The organism is Bacillota bacterium, from assembly GCA_013178415.1.
Classification (GTDB): Bacteria; Bacillota; SHA-98; order Ch115; family Ch115; genus Ch115.
Map to the genome: position 1 here is coordinate 89256 of JABLXA010000008.1, position 18653 is coordinate 107908.

At 51.3% G+C, this 18653-nt stretch carries 17 protein-coding genes and 2 tRNA genes; 15 read left to right on the top strand and 4 right to left on the bottom strand.

Annotated elements, in window-relative coordinates:
- The first annotated feature begins 23 nt into the window (after positions 1-23).
- From HPY52_08520 to HPY52_08535, 4 genes are all read left to right on the top strand, one after another.
- Positions 24-836 (top strand): sugar phosphate isomerase/epimerase, encoded by an 813-nt coding sequence (locus HPY52_08520; protein ID NPV80308.1) that lies wholly within the window; start codon positions 24-26, stop codon positions 834-836.
- Positions 837-1628 (top strand): sugar phosphate isomerase/epimerase, encoded by a 792-nt coding sequence (locus HPY52_08525; GenBank protein ID NPV80309.1) that lies wholly within the window; start codon positions 837-839, stop codon positions 1626-1628.
- A gap of 49 nt (positions 1629-1677) precedes the next feature.
- The gene (locus HPY52_08530; protein ID NPV80310.1) at positions 1678-3615 is read left to right on the top strand and encodes an ABC transporter substrate-binding protein; all 1938 of its coding nucleotides are present in this window, start codon (positions 1678-1680) and stop codon (positions 3613-3615) included.
- Between the two features lie 170 nt (positions 3616-3785).
- Positions 3786-4817 (top strand): Gfo/Idh/MocA family oxidoreductase, encoded by a 1032-nt coding sequence (locus tag HPY52_08535; protein NPV80311.1) that lies wholly within the window; start codon positions 3786-3788, stop codon positions 4815-4817.
- 230 nt (positions 4818-5047) lie between these two features.
- On the opposite strand, the gene HPY52_08540 is transcribed toward HPY52_08535, so the two are convergent.
- The 4 genes from HPY52_08540 to proB all read right to left on the bottom strand — a co-directional run bounded on the left by HPY52_08540 (position 5048) and on the right by proB (position 10097).
- The gene (locus tag HPY52_08540) at positions 5048-6337 is read right to left on the bottom strand and encodes a DUF4910 domain-containing protein (protein ID NPV80312.1); all 1290 of its coding nucleotides are present in this window, start codon (positions 6335-6337) and stop codon (positions 5048-5050) included.
- A gap of 130 nt (positions 6338-6467) precedes the next feature.
- On the bottom strand, positions 6468-7787 hold the full coding sequence (locus tag HPY52_08545) for a phosphatase PAP2 family protein (GenBank protein NPV80313.1): 1320 nt from the start codon (positions 7785-7787) through the stop codon (positions 6468-6470).
- Between the two features lie 165 nt (positions 7788-7952).
- The gene (locus tag HPY52_08550; GenBank protein NPV80314.1) at positions 7953-9200 is read right to left on the bottom strand and encodes a glutamate-5-semialdehyde dehydrogenase; all 1248 of its coding nucleotides are present in this window, start codon (positions 9198-9200) and stop codon (positions 7953-7955) included.
- Between the two features lie 81 nt (positions 9201-9281).
- Entirely contained in the window at positions 9282-10097 is an 816-nt protein-coding gene (proB, locus tag HPY52_08555) for a glutamate 5-kinase (protein ID NPV80315.1), read from the bottom strand.
- Between the two features lie 444 nt (positions 10098-10541).
- Between proB and HPY52_08560 the strand changes: the two genes are divergently transcribed.
- The 11 genes from HPY52_08560 to HPY52_08610 all read left to right on the top strand — a co-directional run bounded on the left by HPY52_08560 (position 10542) and on the right by HPY52_08610 (position 18647).
- On the top strand, positions 10542-12179 hold the full coding sequence (locus HPY52_08560) for an FMN-binding glutamate synthase family protein (GenBank protein NPV80316.1): 1638 nt from the start codon (positions 10542-10544) through the stop codon (positions 12177-12179).
- Between the two features lie 153 nt (positions 12180-12332).
- Positions 12333-13661 (top strand): type I glutamate--ammonia ligase, encoded by a 1329-nt coding sequence (gene glnA, locus HPY52_08565; GenBank protein ID NPV80317.1) that lies wholly within the window; start codon positions 12333-12335, stop codon positions 13659-13661.
- A gap of 50 nt (positions 13662-13711) precedes the next feature.
- Positions 13712-14296 carry an ANTAR domain-containing protein gene (locus HPY52_08570; protein NPV80318.1) on the top strand — a complete coding sequence of 195 codons (585 nt, stop codon included), beginning with the start codon at positions 13712-13714 and terminating at the stop codon, positions 14294-14296.
- Positions 14297-14399: 103 nt separating this feature from the next.
- A complete protein-coding gene (locus tag HPY52_08575) occupies positions 14400-14699 on the top strand; it encodes a hypothetical protein (GenBank protein NPV80319.1) in 300 nt (99 codons plus the stop codon).
- A gap of 24 nt (positions 14700-14723) precedes the next feature.
- On the top strand, positions 14724-15056 hold the full coding sequence (locus HPY52_08580; GenBank protein NPV80320.1) for a hypothetical protein: 333 nt from the start codon (positions 14724-14726) through the stop codon (positions 15054-15056).
- Positions 15050-15217 (top strand): hypothetical protein, encoded by a 168-nt coding sequence (locus tag HPY52_08585; protein ID NPV80321.1) that lies wholly within the window; start codon positions 15050-15052, stop codon positions 15215-15217. Before HPY52_08580 ends, HPY52_08585 begins: the two co-directional genes overlap by 7 nt.
- A 164-nt stretch (positions 15218-15381) precedes the next feature.
- Positions 15382-15457, top strand: a tRNA-Lys gene (locus tag HPY52_08590).
- A 7-nt stretch (positions 15458-15464) separates the two neighbouring features.
- A tRNA-Glu gene (locus HPY52_08595) sits at positions 15465-15540 on the top strand.
- A 336-nt stretch (positions 15541-15876) separates the two neighbouring features.
- A complete protein-coding gene (locus tag HPY52_08600; GenBank protein ID NPV80322.1) occupies positions 15877-16335 on the top strand; it encodes a DUF1640 domain-containing protein in 459 nt (152 codons plus the stop codon).
- Between the two features lie 116 nt (positions 16336-16451).
- The gene (locus tag HPY52_08605; protein NPV80323.1) at positions 16452-17558 is read left to right on the top strand and encodes a Gfo/Idh/MocA family oxidoreductase; all 1107 of its coding nucleotides are present in this window, start codon (positions 16452-16454) and stop codon (positions 17556-17558) included.
- A gap of 165 nt (positions 17559-17723) precedes the next feature.
- Positions 17724-18647, top strand: coding sequence for a hypothetical protein (locus tag HPY52_08610; protein NPV80324.1), 924 nt, complete (start codon positions 17724-17726; stop codon positions 18645-18647).
- Positions 18648-18653: the final 6 nt, after the last annotated feature.

Sequence of the window (18653 nt, forward strand, 5' to 3'; positions counted from 1 at the left end):
TACTCGAGGGGTGATACATTCGCATGCATTTGGGTTGTCAAACTATCGCATTCGGTCCGGAGAGGCTCCAAAATGACCTTGTAGGCGTGCTGGATAAGATAGCGGCTATAGGGTACGAGGGTATCGAGATAGGTGCGCGCTTTCTTGACCTGGATTCACCCGGGGCTTTCGCGAAACTGTTGCAAGAACGTAGTCTTGCCTTGGCTGGCCTGCATCACGGTGCCAATCTTTATGCCCCCCAAAACCTCCAAGATCTTGTGGCACACTTCGGGCGTATAGCAAGTTTTGGGAAGAGTATAGGGTGCAGGAATGTGATTGTAAGCGGGGCTAGCAAGGAAGGCGGTTTAGGCCCGGAGGAAATCGCCTCGCAGGCCCGGAGTCTAAATATCATAGGACGTGCTTGCGCAGAATCCGGCGCCATGGCTCTTTATCACAATCATGCCTGGGAATTCATGAATGACGGTGCAGTTATAAAAGAAATCTGTAGACTTACCGATCCGGAGTTTGTCGGGTTTGCGGTAGATCTCGGGTGGGCGAACTATGCGGGAAGCGACCCCAGCAAGGTCTTGCTGGATCATAGGGATCGCGTAAAGCATGTACATGTCAGAGACCAGAAAGGTAAGTATTTTGTTGAGCTGGGACATGGTGATATCGACAATGAACACATCGTGGAGACTCTAAGGGAAATAGGATTTGATGGCTGGGTTGTGGTAGAGATGGAACTCCACGCCCCCCATTATGGTGGACGGCTTGAACCCGCCGAGAGTGTGGCGATTGGTTTTGGTTATATGAGGGCGCTCTTTGCTGTAGCTGGTCCAGGAAGGGGAGTGGCTTAAATAATACTCATAGGATGCGCGGAACAGATTCTACCCGGGGATAATCTGGAGGCCAAATTTGAGGCCGCGAGCCGGCTTGGGTTCGACGCTATAGACCTTGTAGGGAAAGGTTTGAAAGCCAACGCAGAGATCGTAAAGCGTTTTGCCCGAGAAACGGGGTTGAAAGTAGGAGCCATCTACAGCCGGCTATCAGGTTGCCTCTTGGATCCTGACCCAAAGGTGCGAGAGCTTGCTATAACGGAGTTGAAAGATCGATTGGAAAGCGCCGCAGAGATAGGCGCGATTGGGGTGATATTTGTTCCCATCTTCGGCGCGGCCCGACTCCCCGACCTACGACCATTGTTTGCATCAGTGTCTGAATTGGAAGGAGAGCTTCTTGTTGGCCTCTTGAAGGAGATTGCTAAGGAAGCTGAATCGCTTAGAACCACCCTAATCCTTGAGCCGTTGAACAAACAAGAGACCCATTTTATCAATACCCTGCCACAGGCAGTGAGAATATGTGATCGAGTCGGGAGCGGTGCCCTCAAGATCGTTGCTGATGTTTATCATATGAATCTGGAGGGGGAGGATCTTGTAAGGGCGATAACGGAAGCAGCGCCATATATCGCCCATGTGCATCTTTCGAATTCGGACCGTACAATCCCTACGCCGGAGGATATAGATTTTGGTTCAATCCTGACAGCGCTCGATTCCATTCATTACAAGGGTTGTGCAGCTCTTGAGTGTAAAGCTCCAGAGAATAGCGAAGCATTAGGTCATTCGGCGAAGTTTCTAAAGGGGTTCCTCAAATAGACAAGATCTTAAGGCTCAAGATGGTATCTATGCAAGGAGGGATAGAACCATGAAGCGATGTTCCGCATCAGCAATCCGGATTTCCTTTACCTTTGTGTTCATCATGATTCTGGGCCTGGCCTGCCAATTCGCCATGGCAGCGCAATACGGAGAGGCTCCCATGCTTGTTCCTCTGGTTAAGGCCGGCAAGCTTCCCCCTGTCAACGAGAGATTGCCGGAGGAACCAGCGGTGGTTAAACCTGTAGAGGAGACTGGGCAGTACGGTGGTACTGCCAGAGTTGTTACGGTGCGTCCTCAAATCCTGGAGGATGGCGGGCTTATGATGAGCCAGGAACCCATATTGCGCATTGACTCTGACGGGAAGACCGTGGTACCCAATATAGCTAAGAAGTGGGAGTTCACCTCAGATGGAAAGACCTTGACCCTCTACCTGCGAAAGGGAATGAAATGGTCTGATGGGCAGCCCTTTACAGCTGATGACATCCTCTTCTGGTGGGAAGACGTAGTTCTTAACGATGAGCTCACTCCGGTGAAACCAAAGGCTTGGTCTCCGGGTGGTAAACTTATGAAAGTCGAAAAGCTCAATGAATATGCAATTCGGCTGCATTTTGCGGTGCCATATCCGATGGCGTTATTCCGGCTCGCTCATTCGGATGGATTTGAAGGGTCCTTCTTCCTCCCAAAACATTATCTCAAACAGTTTCATCCTAAGTATACTTCAAAGGGTGATCTTGAAAAGCTCGCAAAATCTCAAGGCTTTGACACATGGTCGAGGCTATTCCTGGCGAAAGCACAGATAAACGCTGGCAGCGGCCGTGCAGTTGATCCTGGAACTCCGACGCTGAAGGCCTACAGGATCGTTCATAAAGGTCTTGATACGGTCACCGCGGAGCGGAACCCCTATTATTGGAAGGTTGACCCAAAAGGGAACCAGCTTCCGTATATCGACAGGATATTTGTCATGGTAGTAAAAGACTTCGAAATGGTAAATATGAAGATAACTTCGGGTGAGGTAGATTTCGCTGGTTTCAACACCTTGCTGGAGAATTACCCTCTTTACAGACAAGTCGCAAAAAGGAACAACTACCGTGTGTTGATGTGGCAGGATGTCTTCGGCGGGGAACTCATCCTCATGCCCAACCAGACTCATAGCGATCCTGTGATGCGGAAGATCTTCCAGGATAGGCGTTTTAGGATAGCCCTGTCTTTGGGGATCAATCGTGAAGAGATGAATCAGCTGTTTTACCTGGAATTGGCGGAGCCGAGGCAGACTACTGTTATACCACAATCTAGTTACTATGAGCCTGAATTTGCAAAAGCGTATATTGAGTATAATCCCGAAAAGGCAAATCGGCTTCTGGATGAGATGGGGCTAAAGAGGGGAGCCGATGGTTATCGTCTAAGGCCGGACGGGAAGCGGCTTGAGATATTGATAGAGTATACCCGGGTTGACACTCCTCGTGGCCCATTATGCGAATTTGTCCAACAAGGGTGGGAAAAGCTTGGGCTAAAGGTCGCTGTAAAAGAGATTACAGGCGAACTGCAGGATGTACGCGCCCGTGGGAACCTGATGGATATGACGGTGTGGAACGCTGATAAAAACACGGATGTCCTATTTCCGATAACCCCAATGTGGTATGTGCCTATGAGCTGGGGGTGGGAAAATAGCTGGTGTCCGCTCTGGGCTCAATGGTATGTATCTGGTGGAAAAGCGGGGGAAGAGCCACCTCAGGAGATGAAGCGGCTCATTTCCCTATGGGAGAAGATGCAGAGCGTAATGGATGACCAAGAAAGGATCAAGCTCGGTAAGGAGATCTTACGCTCCCAGGCAGAGAACCTCTGGACCATAGGGACCGTGGGACTTGCTCCGCACCCCGTCATAGTACGAGATAATTTGAGGAATGTGCCTGAAAAAGGCTTGTGGGGTTGGGATACAATCTGGACATATATTTATCACCCGGAGCAGTTTTTCTTTAAGCAGAAGTAAGGTGATTTTGGGACCATATGATCTCTCTGAATAGTAGATAAATACATGTTAATCCTTCTTTGCGCTCTGTGATTGGGTCCCTAATATTCTCCACCGCAGAGCGCAAAGAAGCAGTATGGTCTCTTCTCTTTCATGGTGACCTTTTACTGGACAGAAAGGAGTCATAGAATATGAAATTGCGCATCGGAATCATCGGCACCGGACGCCGGGGCAAGGATCATATAAGACAGCTTGTCAAACGTGATGATGTGGTCGTCACCGCTGTATGTGATATAGTCCGTGAGGTGGCGGATGAGGCGGCCAGGATCGCGGGGGCTCCCCGGATTTATGTCGATTACAGGGAAATGCTTGATAAGGAAACGCTCGATGCAGTTATCGTTGCGACCCCGGCGCCTGTGCATGCCGGTCCGGCAGTCTTGGCTCTACAGAAAGGTCTCAACGTCATGTGTGAAAAGCCTCTTGCCTGGTCCTTGAGGGATGCGCTGCGTATCGTAGATGCGGCTCAGGGGTCAAGGGGCCTTTGTGAGGTGGGTTATCAGTATCGACATAATCCAGCTGTTGGCCTTGCGCTCGAACGACTAGGAGGCTCGGGAATAGCGCTTGTGCGCGGTTTCTATTATCACACCGTTCCGCTGGTCGAATCCATTAAAGATGTAAGAACTGGAGGGGGCCAGATCTTTGACCAGGTGACCCATCTTATCGATCTTTCTCGGGTCTTTGCAGGTGATGTGGTCAAGGTGTATTCCCGCTACACCCGCAACGCCCGGGGTCCCGAAGAATTCAACAATTGGGATGGATATGCTGTGACCTATGAATATAAATCCGGCGCTGTCGGGAATTTCTCCAGTACATATGCCTTGTTTCTGGGTCATGGCGAACCGCCCACTTTGGATATCATTGGTCGAGAGGTGCTGGTGAGGTTTGCTGGAAGCAAACTCATAGTGGTGACCCCGAAGGGGAGGGAGGAATTCGGTCCTGAGACTGAGGGCTTTACCGTCACCACAGATATAATTGGGGATTTCGTGACCGCGGTGGCCACCGGAGATCGAAGTTTGATCAAATCGCCCCCAGGAGATGCGATTAACAGTCTCGCGGCCACGATCGCGGCCAATATGTCGGCACAGACAGGACAGATAATCTGTACCGATGAGCTTATTGAACGCGCCCGCAGCGGCGAAGAGGTCCCAGCGCTCCTAGAGTAGGTCTCTGTGCCGCGGCAGTACCATTTCAGTCTGGGTCTGATATTTCCGGCCCATCCCACACTCAAAAGCGCGGAATAGGGCCGGACCTTTCGCTTATTCTATGAGCAGCGGAACAAGATGATCACAGAATTACTACAGTCTCATTGCGTTGGCGCCAGGTATATGACAAATACCACAAGAATATCTGCTATGGCCCAGCACCCGTGGGTCCGGGACTAGCGGCCCTGGATTCATTCGGTCGAAAGCAAGTCAGCCAAACCCAAGCTCGCCAGATCGTCGAGGAACCTGGAGGCGTCGTCTTCTTTGAATTCGCCAAATTCGGCTGCCACGCGCCGTATTATTTCTGATAGCGTCCTTCGAGAATCCATCAGATTGACGAATTCAAAGAGTTTTGACAAAAAGAGAGAATCCTCCCTATCCCTCCTTTTGTAGAAGTCGGTCCTTTCAGGACTGATCTGCCGCCAGAAACAGCTCATGTCAAGGGGAGCGCGAAAATGTCTCACAGGGATCACAGAGGCCGTCAATGTCACTGGGGGCTGTTGCCCCACCATGCGCATAGATACGTCTCCAGTACCGCCGGTATCTCTCTTGCCCATTGAGCATGATAGCCGTCCGATCTTTTCCTTCACATATTCGGCCTCGCGGCGAAGACTCTCGCAAGCCTGGTTCAAATCAGATTCCAAGTCAGAGGGGATTTCCGCGCTGGAAACTAGGTCCAAAATTGATCGTAAGGCTGCTTCCTCGCGTTCCACGAGAAAACCGATCCATCCGTTGTCATTTGCGCCGATATGTTCCGCTATCATCTGCGCGGCTGACCAGAGCCTTGCCCTTGCACCTGACTCTACGAGGGATAGCACAAACCTTGCCCGCTCTTTGTCAAAACTTGCTATATCGAGAACATATGAAGCCGCCACCAGGCCCACCAGTCTAAATTCCTCTGGGTCTGTTTTATCTATGCTGTCCATGTTGGAATGATAGAACCTATCCGGCCAGTGCCCGAGGAAAACCGTTGGAATCCCTACTGTCGGGTCGACAAGTATGTAGTGGTCTGATCCCCCGGCGTAGCCAGAGATGCGGTAACGTCGTATAGGTACGGGAGATGCGGGGTCAAACCCGATCTTTTTGTCAAAAAACCTGCGTGTATAGTATTCCGCTATATCATTTACAGCCGAAGGGCAACTCCACGGCGTCGAAGTTACTATGAAGCACGACCCAGTGGAGGCCTGGTCTTCCCCCACCATATCCAGGTTGATCCCTGCAACGACTGATTTGGGCCACTCGGGGTGAGCATCAATATACGAGACGGTGCCGTACATTTCCGGAACAAAGAGAAATCTTATAGATCTCCTGGGTCTCGAAAGGACCCTACTTCCCACAAGAGTGGAAATAGCTCTAGCGATTTCCATGCCGAGGCCACAGCCGCTGGCATTATCGTTTGTTCCTGGCCTTGGGTGACAAAGGTGCGCTACAACAAGAACTTCCTGATCTGAGAGATCGGATCCAGGTAAAACCCCCGTCACAACCTCCATATCCCCACGACCTAGTTTGACGGCGACCTCGGCCTTAACTCGGACCCTCTCCTTCGCAAGTATATGCCGCAGGCGATCGGCCTTTCTTGCAGATAAAGAAAATGCGAATTCTCGCGATCCCTCAATTTCCTAATCTCCTCTTAGACATCTCAGAGGCTATGATGCAGCATATCGCCCAAAATCCTCCTATGGCAAATCCGGCCAACACGTCGCTTGGATAATGGACGCCCAGGTAAATCCTGCTTACGCCGATCATCAAGATTAGAATGAGAGTGAGCAGGAGAATAAGCAGTCTAGCGCTGCCCCTTTTCATTATCGTGAATATCTCATAGGCCAGGACCCCGAGAACAGCCGTAGAGATCGTGGCATGGCCACTCGGGAAGCTGAACCCGGCAGCTTCAACCAGCCGGGGATATTCAGGCCTCGGACGTTCAAAGATTACTTTGAGAATGCTTTCAAGTATCCCGCCACCCGTGACAGCCATTAGAGGAGTGATGGCGGCTAAGATGCGATTTGATGAAGGCAATTGTCCTGTCCGGTGACCATAATGCCGGTATAAAGAATACGTGGCGACAACGGATAACCCCAGGAGAGCGATGGGCGATCCGATTATGGAAAGAAAGCGCATAATATTCATCGCGCCGGGTCCGAATATGCCCCTTACATACATCGTCAGAGTGTTGTCCATCATGCTGAGCTCATTTTCATAGAGATCCTCAGCGATCTCTGCAAAAATGAATAGAAAGGTCGCTCCAAGAGCGAGGCCCATGACCATGAAGATTGCAAGCTCCAGCTCAGGAGCGGTGAGCCTCCTGAGTCTATTTTCGATGAGAATTCTCGCCTTATGAAGTGATCTCTGCATTGAGAGTAAGACTTTAACATATCTAGCCAGAAGATATCCGATGATCAGGAGTCCGGCGATTCCGAAAGTCAGGGGCCCAGAATATCTGGCCAAGAACTGAGTCGCTGCCTGGCCCATGAACATTATAAGTAGAGCCTCCAGGAAGAATCGTATACCCCGGCCGATGATGGAAGCCCATAAGAACGTCATCTTGTCTATGCGGAAGACGCCGGCAGCAATGGTAAACACCTTATATGGTATTGGGGTGAGCGCTGCGATGAGAACCGCCCAACCGCCGTATTTGCCGAAAAGGGTCTCTGTCTGTCGGGTCCGTTCTTTTCCTGCGAATTTCTCCAGTAACGGTCGTCCCGCCCGGGCTCCGATCAGATATCCGAAAAAACCGCCCAGCGTGGAAGACACTGTACACAGGAAAGCATACCAGAGCGAAAGGCGGGTCGATGTAAGACACAAAGGAATTAAGATAATATCCGGGGGTATCGGAAAAAAAGACGCCTCAGCAAAGGCGACAACGGATAATCCCAATGCCCCGTATTGCTGAAAAAGCAGGGCTGAATGAGAAATGAGCTCACTGAGCGTCACAAAGTGTCACTTCCAGTTTTTAATATTCGCCTCGAAAACAGTCGATGGCCATTTTCATTCTTCGGTGGCGCCGGCCGGGCCGGTATGGCCGATTATTCCAAAATAGGCTTGCCTGCCGGAGGTATTTTCATTTTTGGTAGCGCGGTCCCGTCGGCATGGCCGCCCCTATCCCCTTACTTGCCCCTGGCCATAAATCTTATATTTTATAGTGGTAAGCTCGGGGAGGCCTAAAGGTCCCCGCGCGTGGAGCTTCTGAGTGCTTATTCCCATCTCTGCCCCGAACCCAAATTCGCCGCCATCGGTGAAACGGGTGGAGGCATTCACATACACGGCTGCCGCATCAACTTCATTCAAGAATTTCTGCGCAGCTTTTTCATCTTTTGTGACGATGGCTTCAGAGTGCTTTGTGCCATAGCGACGAATATGTTCTATAGCCTCATCCACATCCCGGACGATCTTGACCGCCAATATAAGATCCAGAAATTCCGTCTCCCAATCAGATTCTGCGGCATCCAATGCGCCTGGCAGGTATTGTTTCGCCTTGGGGCAGGCCCTGAGCTCAACGCCTAATTCATGCAGCTTTGCTCCGAGCCCCGGGAGGAGCCTTGGGGCTATAGCCTCATGCACCAGGAGTGTTTCCATAGCATTGCATACAGCCGGACGTTGACACTTGGCATTTATGACAATATTCTCGGCCATATCTATATCCGCTGATGTATCTACAAAGACATGGCAATTGCCGACCCCGGTTTCAATGACTGGTATGCGACTGTTTTCAATGACTGCGTTGATGAGTCCGGCGCCGCCCCTGGGTATCACCACATCTATCCGGTCGCGTCTCTTGAGAAGTTCAGAGACAGCGTCATGGCCGGGTGATTCTACCAATTGAATGGCTTCCTTGGGGACCTCGCTGCCTTTCAGCGCGGTAGTCAACACCTTGACGATTTCCCTGTTTGAGGAAAGCGTTGAGGAGCTTCCTCTGAGGATCACAGCGTTACCTGATTTAAGCGCAAGGCCGGCCGCGTCTGCCGTGACATTCGGCCTCGCTTCATAGATGATTGCAATAACTCCAAAGGGTACCCTCACCTTTTCTATGCGGAGCCCATTGGGCCTTGTCCAGGAGGAAACGACTTCCCCTACTGGATCAGGAAGGGCCGCCACATCCCGAAGTCCTTTCGACATATCTTCGATACGCTTCTGGGTGAGAAGGAGGCGGTCAAGGAAAGCCTTAGACGCTCCAGAAGCCCTGGCTTTTTCCATATCTTCGCCATTCGCTGCAAGGATGGCCGCGCTATTATCTATAAGGGCATCGGCCATACTGTTGAGGGCGCGGTTTTTCGCTTCTGTTGACGCGGTTGCAAGCGCCCAAGAGGCTTCTTGCGCCAACCGCGTCTTCTGTGAGATCTCATTCATCCATGGAGAATTCTCTTCTCCTTTAAGCTTGGTGTTTATAGCCATCTTTCTTCACCAGCCTCTTCCAACATTAGTAAAACATCAATGAGTGGCCCTGGCGGGCGGTTTCGCGATAAATAGCGTGCCGCATTGTTTTCCATCGAGTATTTCTAACACTACGGAATCGGCCGAACTATTGGCGATCACCACGTTCACGCCGCAGGATGTAGCTATGCGGGCTGCCTCGATCTTCGTCTTCATTCCCCCGACACCTAAGTCTGAGCCAGATCCCCCCGTAGTGCCCGGGATATTCTCTGAGATCTCCGTCACCATAGAAATAAGCTTGGCATTCTGATCGATTCGGGGGTCGGCGGTATAGAGCCCATTTACATCCGAAAGCAGGATAAGCATTTCCGCTCCAATCAGAGTCGCCACAAGGGCAGATAATGTGTCATTATCTCCGAATTTGATTTCCTCAACCGCGACCGTGTCATTTTCATTCACTATGGGTATTGCGCCGAAGTTCAGCAGTGAATCGAAAGTGTTCTTTATATTTATCCGGCGCTCATCTGACGAAATATCTTCCCGGGTCAGGAGCACCTGGCCGACCATGTAGCCATATTCACTGAAGAGCTTTTCATACATCTGCATCAGGAGCCCCTGCCCTATGGCCGCCAGTGCCTGTTTATCAGCGAGACAGGATGGCCGCTTACTGAGGCCGACCCTTCCCATCCCGGTGGCAATAGCCCCCGAAGTCACAAGAACGACCTGGATTCCTCGATTTCGTACATCCGCCAGCTGCCTGACAAGGTGATCCATTCGTGAGAAATTGATCTTGCCATTACCATATGTAAGTGAACTGCTGCCAACCTTCACCACGAGTCTCTTGACATTGCTTACGAATGCTGTGCGGTCCACCGTGTCATGTTGATGGGTATCTATTGCTTGCCTGCCGCTAGTCTCGTCCTGGTCTTGACCTTCATCATGGTCATGAGCAATATTAGAAGAAAGAGAATCAGAATGCTGTGATAGAATAGACGGGCAGATCGTGGATGTCCCCCTCTCCGCTGCTGGGCAGGCGATCGAGAGATCTACTGCGCCGCCCTAGCAAGTGTTTCTGGTGCAATTATACACTTGCCGACAAGGTAGGCGCAAGCGAATGCTCATAGCTGACATGTCCTTGTGGTTCTGACATCACGGAATATATTGACTCATGTCAGATTTATGTTATAATCTATATTAAATCAAGATTTCCTAGGCACGATGAAGTGTCTCATGAGTGCTGGGTGATGGCGCCCACACGACGGGCCTTTTCAGAAAGGCCCCAAGTGTGGGCGTTTTGTATTTCAAGGAGGGGGCAAAATGAGTTATAGTAAGGGTATCAATTCCAGTGCGGCGACCCTCACTAAGAATCGTGTACCTGGTAGTGTATGCCCTGCTACAGGGCTTTGCGTGACTTGTGTCGATGGGTGTACTGGGCTTTGTGAGGTAGGAAAGTCAGCCATCAGGGGCAGAGAGGTAATCTATCCTAAGCCTTTTGGCACCATGACAACGGGGTCTGAGAAAGATTATCCAGTAGATTTATCTCATTTTACCATTATGGGCACGGCTGCAGGGGCGTGGGGAATCGAGGCCGATAGCGACAAAGCCCTGTTTCCGGCAGTAAATGTGGAGACTCAGGTTGGCGGTTATGGCGAACCAGGTTTGAGCGCCAGGCCGATAAAGCTGAGGATTCCATTTTTCGTTGCTGCTCTCGGATCGACGCGTGTCGCGAAGGATAATTGGGATGGCCTCGCCATCGGCTCTGCTATATCCGGCACCATACTAACCATCGGGGAGAATGTGGCGGCGATGGATCCTGATGCAGAGATCAAGGGCGGTCGTGTGGTAAACGCTCCGGATCTCGCCCGTAGGGTCAAGCTTTTCAAGGACTGGCAGGATGGATATGGAACCATAGTGGTGCAGGCCAATGTGGAGGATACCCGACTCGGGGTCCAGGAATATGCCATTGAAAAACTTGGGGTTGAGGCTGTTGAGATCAAATGGGGGCAGGGCGCCAAAGATATAGGTGGCGAGGTCAAGCTGCCCACCCTCGAGCGTGCTTTGCAATTGAAGTCGCGGGGATATGTGGTATTGCCGGACCCAGAGGATGAGGAAGTCCAAGCTGCTTTCAAGAGGCAGGCCTTTAAGGAATTTGAACGTCACTCACGGATTGGAATGGTTGATCATGAATCTTTCATATCTAGGGTCAACGAGCTCCGCAGGGCTGGCGCCAAATATGTTTTCCTCAAGACCGGCGCCTATAGACCCGTAGATCTGGCGAGGGCACTTGCTTTCGCTTCAGAGGCGCGAATCGATCTTGTCACTGTTGACGGAGCCGGCGGCGGCACCGGGATGAGCCCTTGGAGAATGATGAATGAGTGGGGCATCCCGACGGTTTATCTTGAAAGCCTTGTATACCAGTATTTAAGCTACCTTGATTCCCGTGGCGCATTCGTGCCTGATGTGGCAATCGCCGGCGGATTTGTGCTGGAAGATCAAGTGTTCAAGGGGATAGCCCTTGGTGCTCCTTACATCAAGGCTGTCGCCATGGCGCGAGCTCCTCTGACAGCTGTAATGGTCGGTAAGACTATCGGAGGCCTTGCTGCTAAGGGCAAATTGCCAGGAGACCTCAAGGATTACGGGGAAACCGTTGAGGATATCTTCATGAGTGCCTTTGAACTCAGGAAGAAATATGGCAAAGATTTTGCGCGGATTCCTGAGGCTGCCATCGGGTTATATAGCTACTTTGATAGAGTTGCCTATGGTTTGAAACAATTCATGTGCGGCGCGAGGAAGTTTGCGATAAACTATATCTCGCGTGATGACATAGCGGCGCTCACAGAAGAAGCGGCGTCCCTGACAGGAATTCCATATGTTACGGAGCTGGACCGGGAGGATGCGTACGCGATCTTGGATCAAGCGCCTACCGCAACGAGCGCGGCGGTGGCAGGTTCATAGAATCTTGATGGTTCAAGCGCAGGTCGACATGGGTAGCCATTTGAAACTCGACCTCCTCCTATATAAAAGCAAAGATCCGTCCCTTCGCGGGCGGATCTTGTATTCTTGGGCCAGGAGACATATCATAAAAATGCGAAGGAGGGGTCTGATATGATGGTACATACCGCCGAAGACGTAATTGCAATGGCAAAAGAGCTGGATGTCAAGTTTGTTAGACTTCAGTTTACTGATATTTTGGGCATTCTCAAGAACGTCGCTATAACGGTTGAACGCCTCGAGAACGCTCTGAGGGACGGAGTCACATTTGATGGCTCTTCCATCGAGGGCTTTGTCCGCGTGGAAGAATCAGATATGCTGCTAAAGCCGGATCCTACCACGTTTACCGTATTCCCATGGCGCCCTCGTGAAGGCGCGGTGGCGCGGCTAATTTGCGATATATGTTATCCAGATGGAACAGCATTTGAAGGTTGTCCGAGGCAGACCCTGAGACGCGTGCTAAGTGAGGCCGCTGCAATGGGGTATCAAGTCAATATCGGGGTTGAGGGTGAATTCTTCCTGTTCCATACAGATGAAAATGGCCGGCCAACCACTGTAACTCATGACAGGGGAGGCTATTTTGACCTCAGCCCAGTTGATTTGGGTGAGAATGCCAGGCGGGACATGGTCCTGGTGATGGATGAAATGGGGATGGATGTTGCAGCTTCACATCATGAGGCATCCCCCGGACAGCATGAAATCGCCTTCGGACATACCGAGGCCTTGCGGGCATCAGACAATATTGTCACCATGAGATTCGTGGTACGTTCGATAGCGCAGCGGCATGGGCTATATGCAAGTTTTATGGCCAAGCCTCTTTTTGGCACAAACGGATCAGGCCTACATTTGAGCCACTCGCTGTTTTCAAATGGCCGAAATGTCTTTTTCGATCCTATTAAGCCGTATCAGCTAAGTGAGACGGCTCTTTACTTCATTGGCGGTTTATTGGAGCATAGCAGAGCTATTACAGCCATCACAAATCCGACGGTGAATTCATATAAAAGACTCGTCCCGGGCTTTGAAGCCCCTACACACACAGCATGGGCTTTTCGCAATAGGAGTCCTCTGATCCGCATCCCGGTTCAACGTGGCGACGCCACCAGGATCGAGCTCAGGGGCCCGGACCCTACATGCAACCCATATTTGGCTCTTGCGTGTTCCATTAAGGCTGGGCTGGATGGCATATCGAGGAAGATTATGCCCCCTGAACCGGTCAACGAGAATATATTCGACAGTGATCCCCAGGAGCTGGAGAAAAGGGGCATTAAGCGTCTTCCCACTTCACTTGGGGCGGCGCTGGAGGCTTTGTCTCAAGATGAACTCCTAAAGGCCACGCTCGGGCGTCACATCTATGAGAAGTTCATCCAGGCCAAGCAGCTCGAGTGGGAAGCATTCTCGCGCTTTGTTCACAAGTGGGAGCTAGACGAGTACCTGGCGAAATTCTAATTCTAGGGCTGGATCGAACATAGTTGAACTCCATCGAAGTGGGGGCCACCATGCCTAAAAGGAATGTTTTCATCGCTGACGCTGACAGTCAAGCGAGGCGAAGATTGAAGAGATTGCTTATCGACGCTGGATATGCTGTCTCTGGTGAAGCCCAAGATGGTCACGGGGCTTTGAGGGCTATTCGCGCCGCAACGCCCGATGTGGCCATGGTAGATGTCGACCTGCCCGGTCTAGGCGGCCTGGAGGTTGCCAGGATTCTAGAGGAGGACCGTTTATGCCCGGCGGTTATAATTGCATCTCAGATGACATGGGAGATGGTTGAAAAGGCCAGAGAATCAATGGTCCTTGCCTGCATAATGAAACCCATCGCTATGCAGGATCTAGTTCCTACCATAGAGTTCGCCATTGCCAACTACGAGAGAACCATATCCCTGCAAGACAAGATCCGGCAGCTCGAAGAACGCCTCGATACGCGTAAGGTGGTGGAGCGCGCCAAAGGCTATCTCATGAGGAGCCTTGGGATCTCTGAAGCCGAGGCCTACCGGCTTATTCAGAAGAGAAGCATGGACAAAGGGGTATCCATGCGCAAGATCGCTGAGGCTATCTTACTTATGGAGGATCTAAAAGGGGGATGATGATTCTCCTTTTATGGCAAGCGGTCTGATAGGTATGCTCGTCGTACGATGAATGCATACTATAGGTGATCAAATTGGTCGAAGGCGAGGAGGTATGCGCGAGATGCCTGATCATGAACGCGAGCCGCATGAGCCTCGGGAAGAGGCCTTTTACGATAATGATGTAAATATTGGCGATAAGGGCAAGGTAAGGGCGATCTTGCCAGTCGAGCCCCAAAACTATACTGGGGAAACAGTAGACGTGCTGGTTGAGGTGGTAACTGGCGATAAAAAGAAGGGAATAGGCAGGGTAGCAAGCCCTCCGGGCGATGGGAGTTGGGTCGAGGAGGGGGAACTCGTTTATTATACCACACTCAATGATGGTCCCGTGCCTTATATTATCCACTCTACAAGGCCGAAATGACGGGGGAGGGAACCAAAGCGATAAATGATACATCCCATGGAGGTTATTTTCAGGACCATTGCGGCATTTGCGGGAATTCTCGTCGCGACGAGAATCATAGGGGAGGTGGTCTCGCCACTATCTCATATTGATCTTGCGGCAAGGATAACTCTGGGTTCCATGGCAGCGGATATGGCCTACAATTTGAGGCTTAGTGCCCTCGATACCATGCTTGCCATCTTTGTTTTCAGTCTTTTGTCTTTGTTGACTTCATGGGCGGCTCTTTTTGCCAGGCCACTCCGGAAATTGTTGGTTGGCATTCTTATAACATTAAGCTGCCGACTCAATATGAAGGGCTTCATTCTATACTGGTGCTAGAAGGTCAGGTTATCAAATCAAATCTTGAGCGCAACAATCTTTCCGTAGAGTGGCTCACCCAACAGTTTCAAAATCGCGGAACCACGGCTGACCGGGTGGTCTTGGCCGCCCTTGACACAAAGGGAAGTCTCTATGTAGACAAATACAAGGATAATCAATAAACCTTGAGTAACCGCTAAATGACCTTCTGCAGGAGACCACACTCATCCCCTTGGCTTCAAAGGCGCTATCAACATCCTATGTTTGAGGTATTTTGTGGCGATTCGCGGCGTTTTACGTTACTTGACAAAACTCGCTCCACCAGGTAGTATATAGGATGGTATCCGGGCCATTAGCTCAGTCGGTAGAGCACCGGACTTTTAATCCGGGTGTCCGGGGTTCGATTCCCCGATGGCTCACCATTCATTCGCTCCCATCGTCTAGAGGCCTAGGACACCGCCCTTTCAAGGCGGCGACGCGGATTCGAATTCCGCTGGGAGCGCCACTCCTTATTTCTATGTTACCTTCATGCGCTCGCTTTTGAAGATCGTAGAAATATCTCAACCCAGTTCCCCCATGCGATTTTCGCCGGTGCCATCAATCATCTATGGGCATATAGTCACGATTCCGGCTATTTTTGGGGCCGGGCGGACGGCAATCTCGCGTCATGATGTGGCGACGCTGTTGCAATTTGGAAAAATACATGGTATGATTTGGATATGGGAGAGATCAACTTTTGATTGCTGCCGGGGAGAACGAGATATAGGGGGCAGAGTTTACTATGGCGCTACCTCATATCCATGAGCCATATCAAAGATCCGGAATAAAGGAGGAAAATGATATGGCGCCCTTATCAGGCTTGAAGGAACAGGCTGCATCTCATGAAACTTCAGACGAAGGAGAGGGGGAGAGGCAAGGGGTGGATTGGCAAGAGAAGTATCTCGACAAGCTTGACCGCGATATGTCCGAAATGAGAGATTCGCTTCGTCATATGGCGGAGCATGTCGAACAGGTGGTAGATAGCCTAAGGGGTGAGATAGCCAGTCTCCGGTCTGAGGTCAAGAGCGAGATCAACGCTTTTCGGTCCGACGTCAACAACGAGATCAACGCTTTTCGGTCTGAGGTAAAAACTGAGATCAGCGCTCTGAAGTCCGAGCTTAAGGGCGAGGTTGGAGACCTGCATAGGGAAGTCCGCGGAATTAATAAATGGGTAATCGGGCTTGTCATAAGCGCAATCGCAGGTATCACCGTCATCACGGTGAGTGCCGTCGCTTTAGTTGCAGCGGCCATGAAGGGATAAGCTCGGTTTGCGTGGAATATAGTATAAAGACCCATAGGGGATGCGCCATGGCTCACTAACGGCATAGCGACATCCATTGGTCCTGTGGGTGGAATTTCCGCGGAGGAGGAAGAGGAATGGCCGGAGCTAACAAGATCTATCGACTTGGCGTCATCGGCTTCGCTCACATGCATGTCAATAGTCTCATTGACTCTTTTGCAGAACTGCCTGATGTTCAATGGATAGCATGCGCAGATACGGTGCCGGAAGTGCCCTCTATTTCCACAGAACCTGCGACTCGCAAGGCGAACCTCAGGCGGGCCTTGGAGGTAACTGGTATTCCAAAGGCCTACGATGATTACAGAGAAATGCTTGACAAGGAAGAATTCGATATTCTCATCTTTTGTCCCGAAAATGCCCGGCATGGTGAGGTAGCTGAGGCCATCGCGGCCAAAGGAGCCCATATGCTCACCGAAAAACCCATGGCCGCAAGTCTCTCTGAAGCGCTTCGTATGGCGCGTGCCGCCAGGGCTGCGGGCGTCACTTTGATGGTCAACTGGCCTACTACCTGGTCTCCTGCTATTAGAAAGGCCAAGGATTTGATAGATGCGGGTGAAATCGGCGATATATGGGAAGTCAAATGGCGTAATGGCGCTTCGATGGGACCTCTTGCGTATGGTCAGAAGATCTCCCCTGCCGAAAAGGGGGCAGAATGGTGGCACCAGGCGAAGCCCGGCGGTGGAGCTCTTCTAGATTATTGTTGCTATGGAGCATGCCTTTCCAGGTGGTATCTTGGCAAGCCGGCGGTTGCGGCTTACGGACTCAAGGCTAATCTTCTCAGCCACTACGGGGACGCTGAGGACAATGCCGTGATTGCCGTTCGATTCCCTAGTGCAGTCGCCATTTTGGAGGGAACATGGACCACCTTCCACACGGGGATCCCCACTGGCCCGATCATATATGGATCCAACGGGACCATAGTAGTAGATCATTCGAGAGTCTTGGTATATAAGGAACGTGGCTCTAGTTCGCCAACGAATGTCTTTGAGAATCTCGCGCTGCCGGAAGGACGCGACAATCCCGCGAAGGAATTGATTCACCACCTAGAGACAGGAGAACCTCTTCACCCGACATTGGACCTTCCCGTGAATCTGGACGCTATGGCTATTCTTGACGCGGGGATTCGATCCGCTGTCAGCGGCAAGCTGGAATTAGCAAATGACATCAATTGGTGCATAGGGTAACGATGCAATGGGATGGGGCAGGTGTGAGCTCCCCTTGAGGAAAGCCTCAGAAGGGCTGAGAAATACCCCTAAAAAATCCCATAATACGCCGAATACTTTTAGTAAAATGGATGATTCCCGGGATGATGGGCCTGGGAATCACTTCTATCTCATGGGGGGAGAGAAATGTCGAAAAGGTGGACCTATCGTTTAAGGTTGGGGCTCCTCGCCATCCTTCTTTTAGCCCTCGCAGGCGTCTCTTCTGCACAGGAACCTTCAACTGCTGATGGCGCATATGACGAGGTTTTCGCGTCGAACATCGTGGCTGCATATCCTGAGCTCAATCTTTCTATTGAGGCCATTCTTGAGCTCCGGGCAGGAGGCATGGGATGGGGAGAGATCGCAATCGCTGCAAGCCTTGCATATTCCTCTGGCAAGACTCTGGATGAAGTAGTGGCAATGGCCGAGTCGGGTCAGGGCTGGGGCGAGATAGCAAAGAACCTGGATATCGAACCCGCGAAATTGGGTCACGCCGCAAGTCAGGTGATTGGGAAAGCAAGGCATGGGCAAATTATTGATGGAGGCGAGTTGGAAGAAGCTACTGCTTCTGAGCTCATCGCCGCCAATTTCGATCTTGAAGATTCAGAGCTTGTGGCGCTTTTGCAATCTGGCGCGAAAAAGCAGGATATCCTTGTGGCTCTCTCTGTTGCAGTGGCCGCGGAGGACCCAAACGCCTTCAATAGGGCCCTTGAATTACGCCAGGAAAATCGCAACTGGCAGGACGTCTTTGCGCTCCTTGGCATAGATCCTAAGGGCGTGAGGGAAATGAAAACCATCATGCAGAGGAGCGAACTCAGAGAGCGGCTGCGGGACGCGGCGAAGGAAGTGAAGCAACAAGGCAAACAGGATGATAAGATGACAAATGGCGCAGGTGGTTCATCCGATGACGGTACGAAGAGCGGCGGAGATGGTTCATCCAGCGGCAAAAAGAATAACGGCAAAGGAAATAGTAACATGGACGGCAATACCAGCGGCGGTCAAGGTAATAGCGGTAATGGGGGTGGCCCGCAGGGTAACAAGGGAAATGGGGGCCGAGGCAAGAAGTCATAGGCCGAT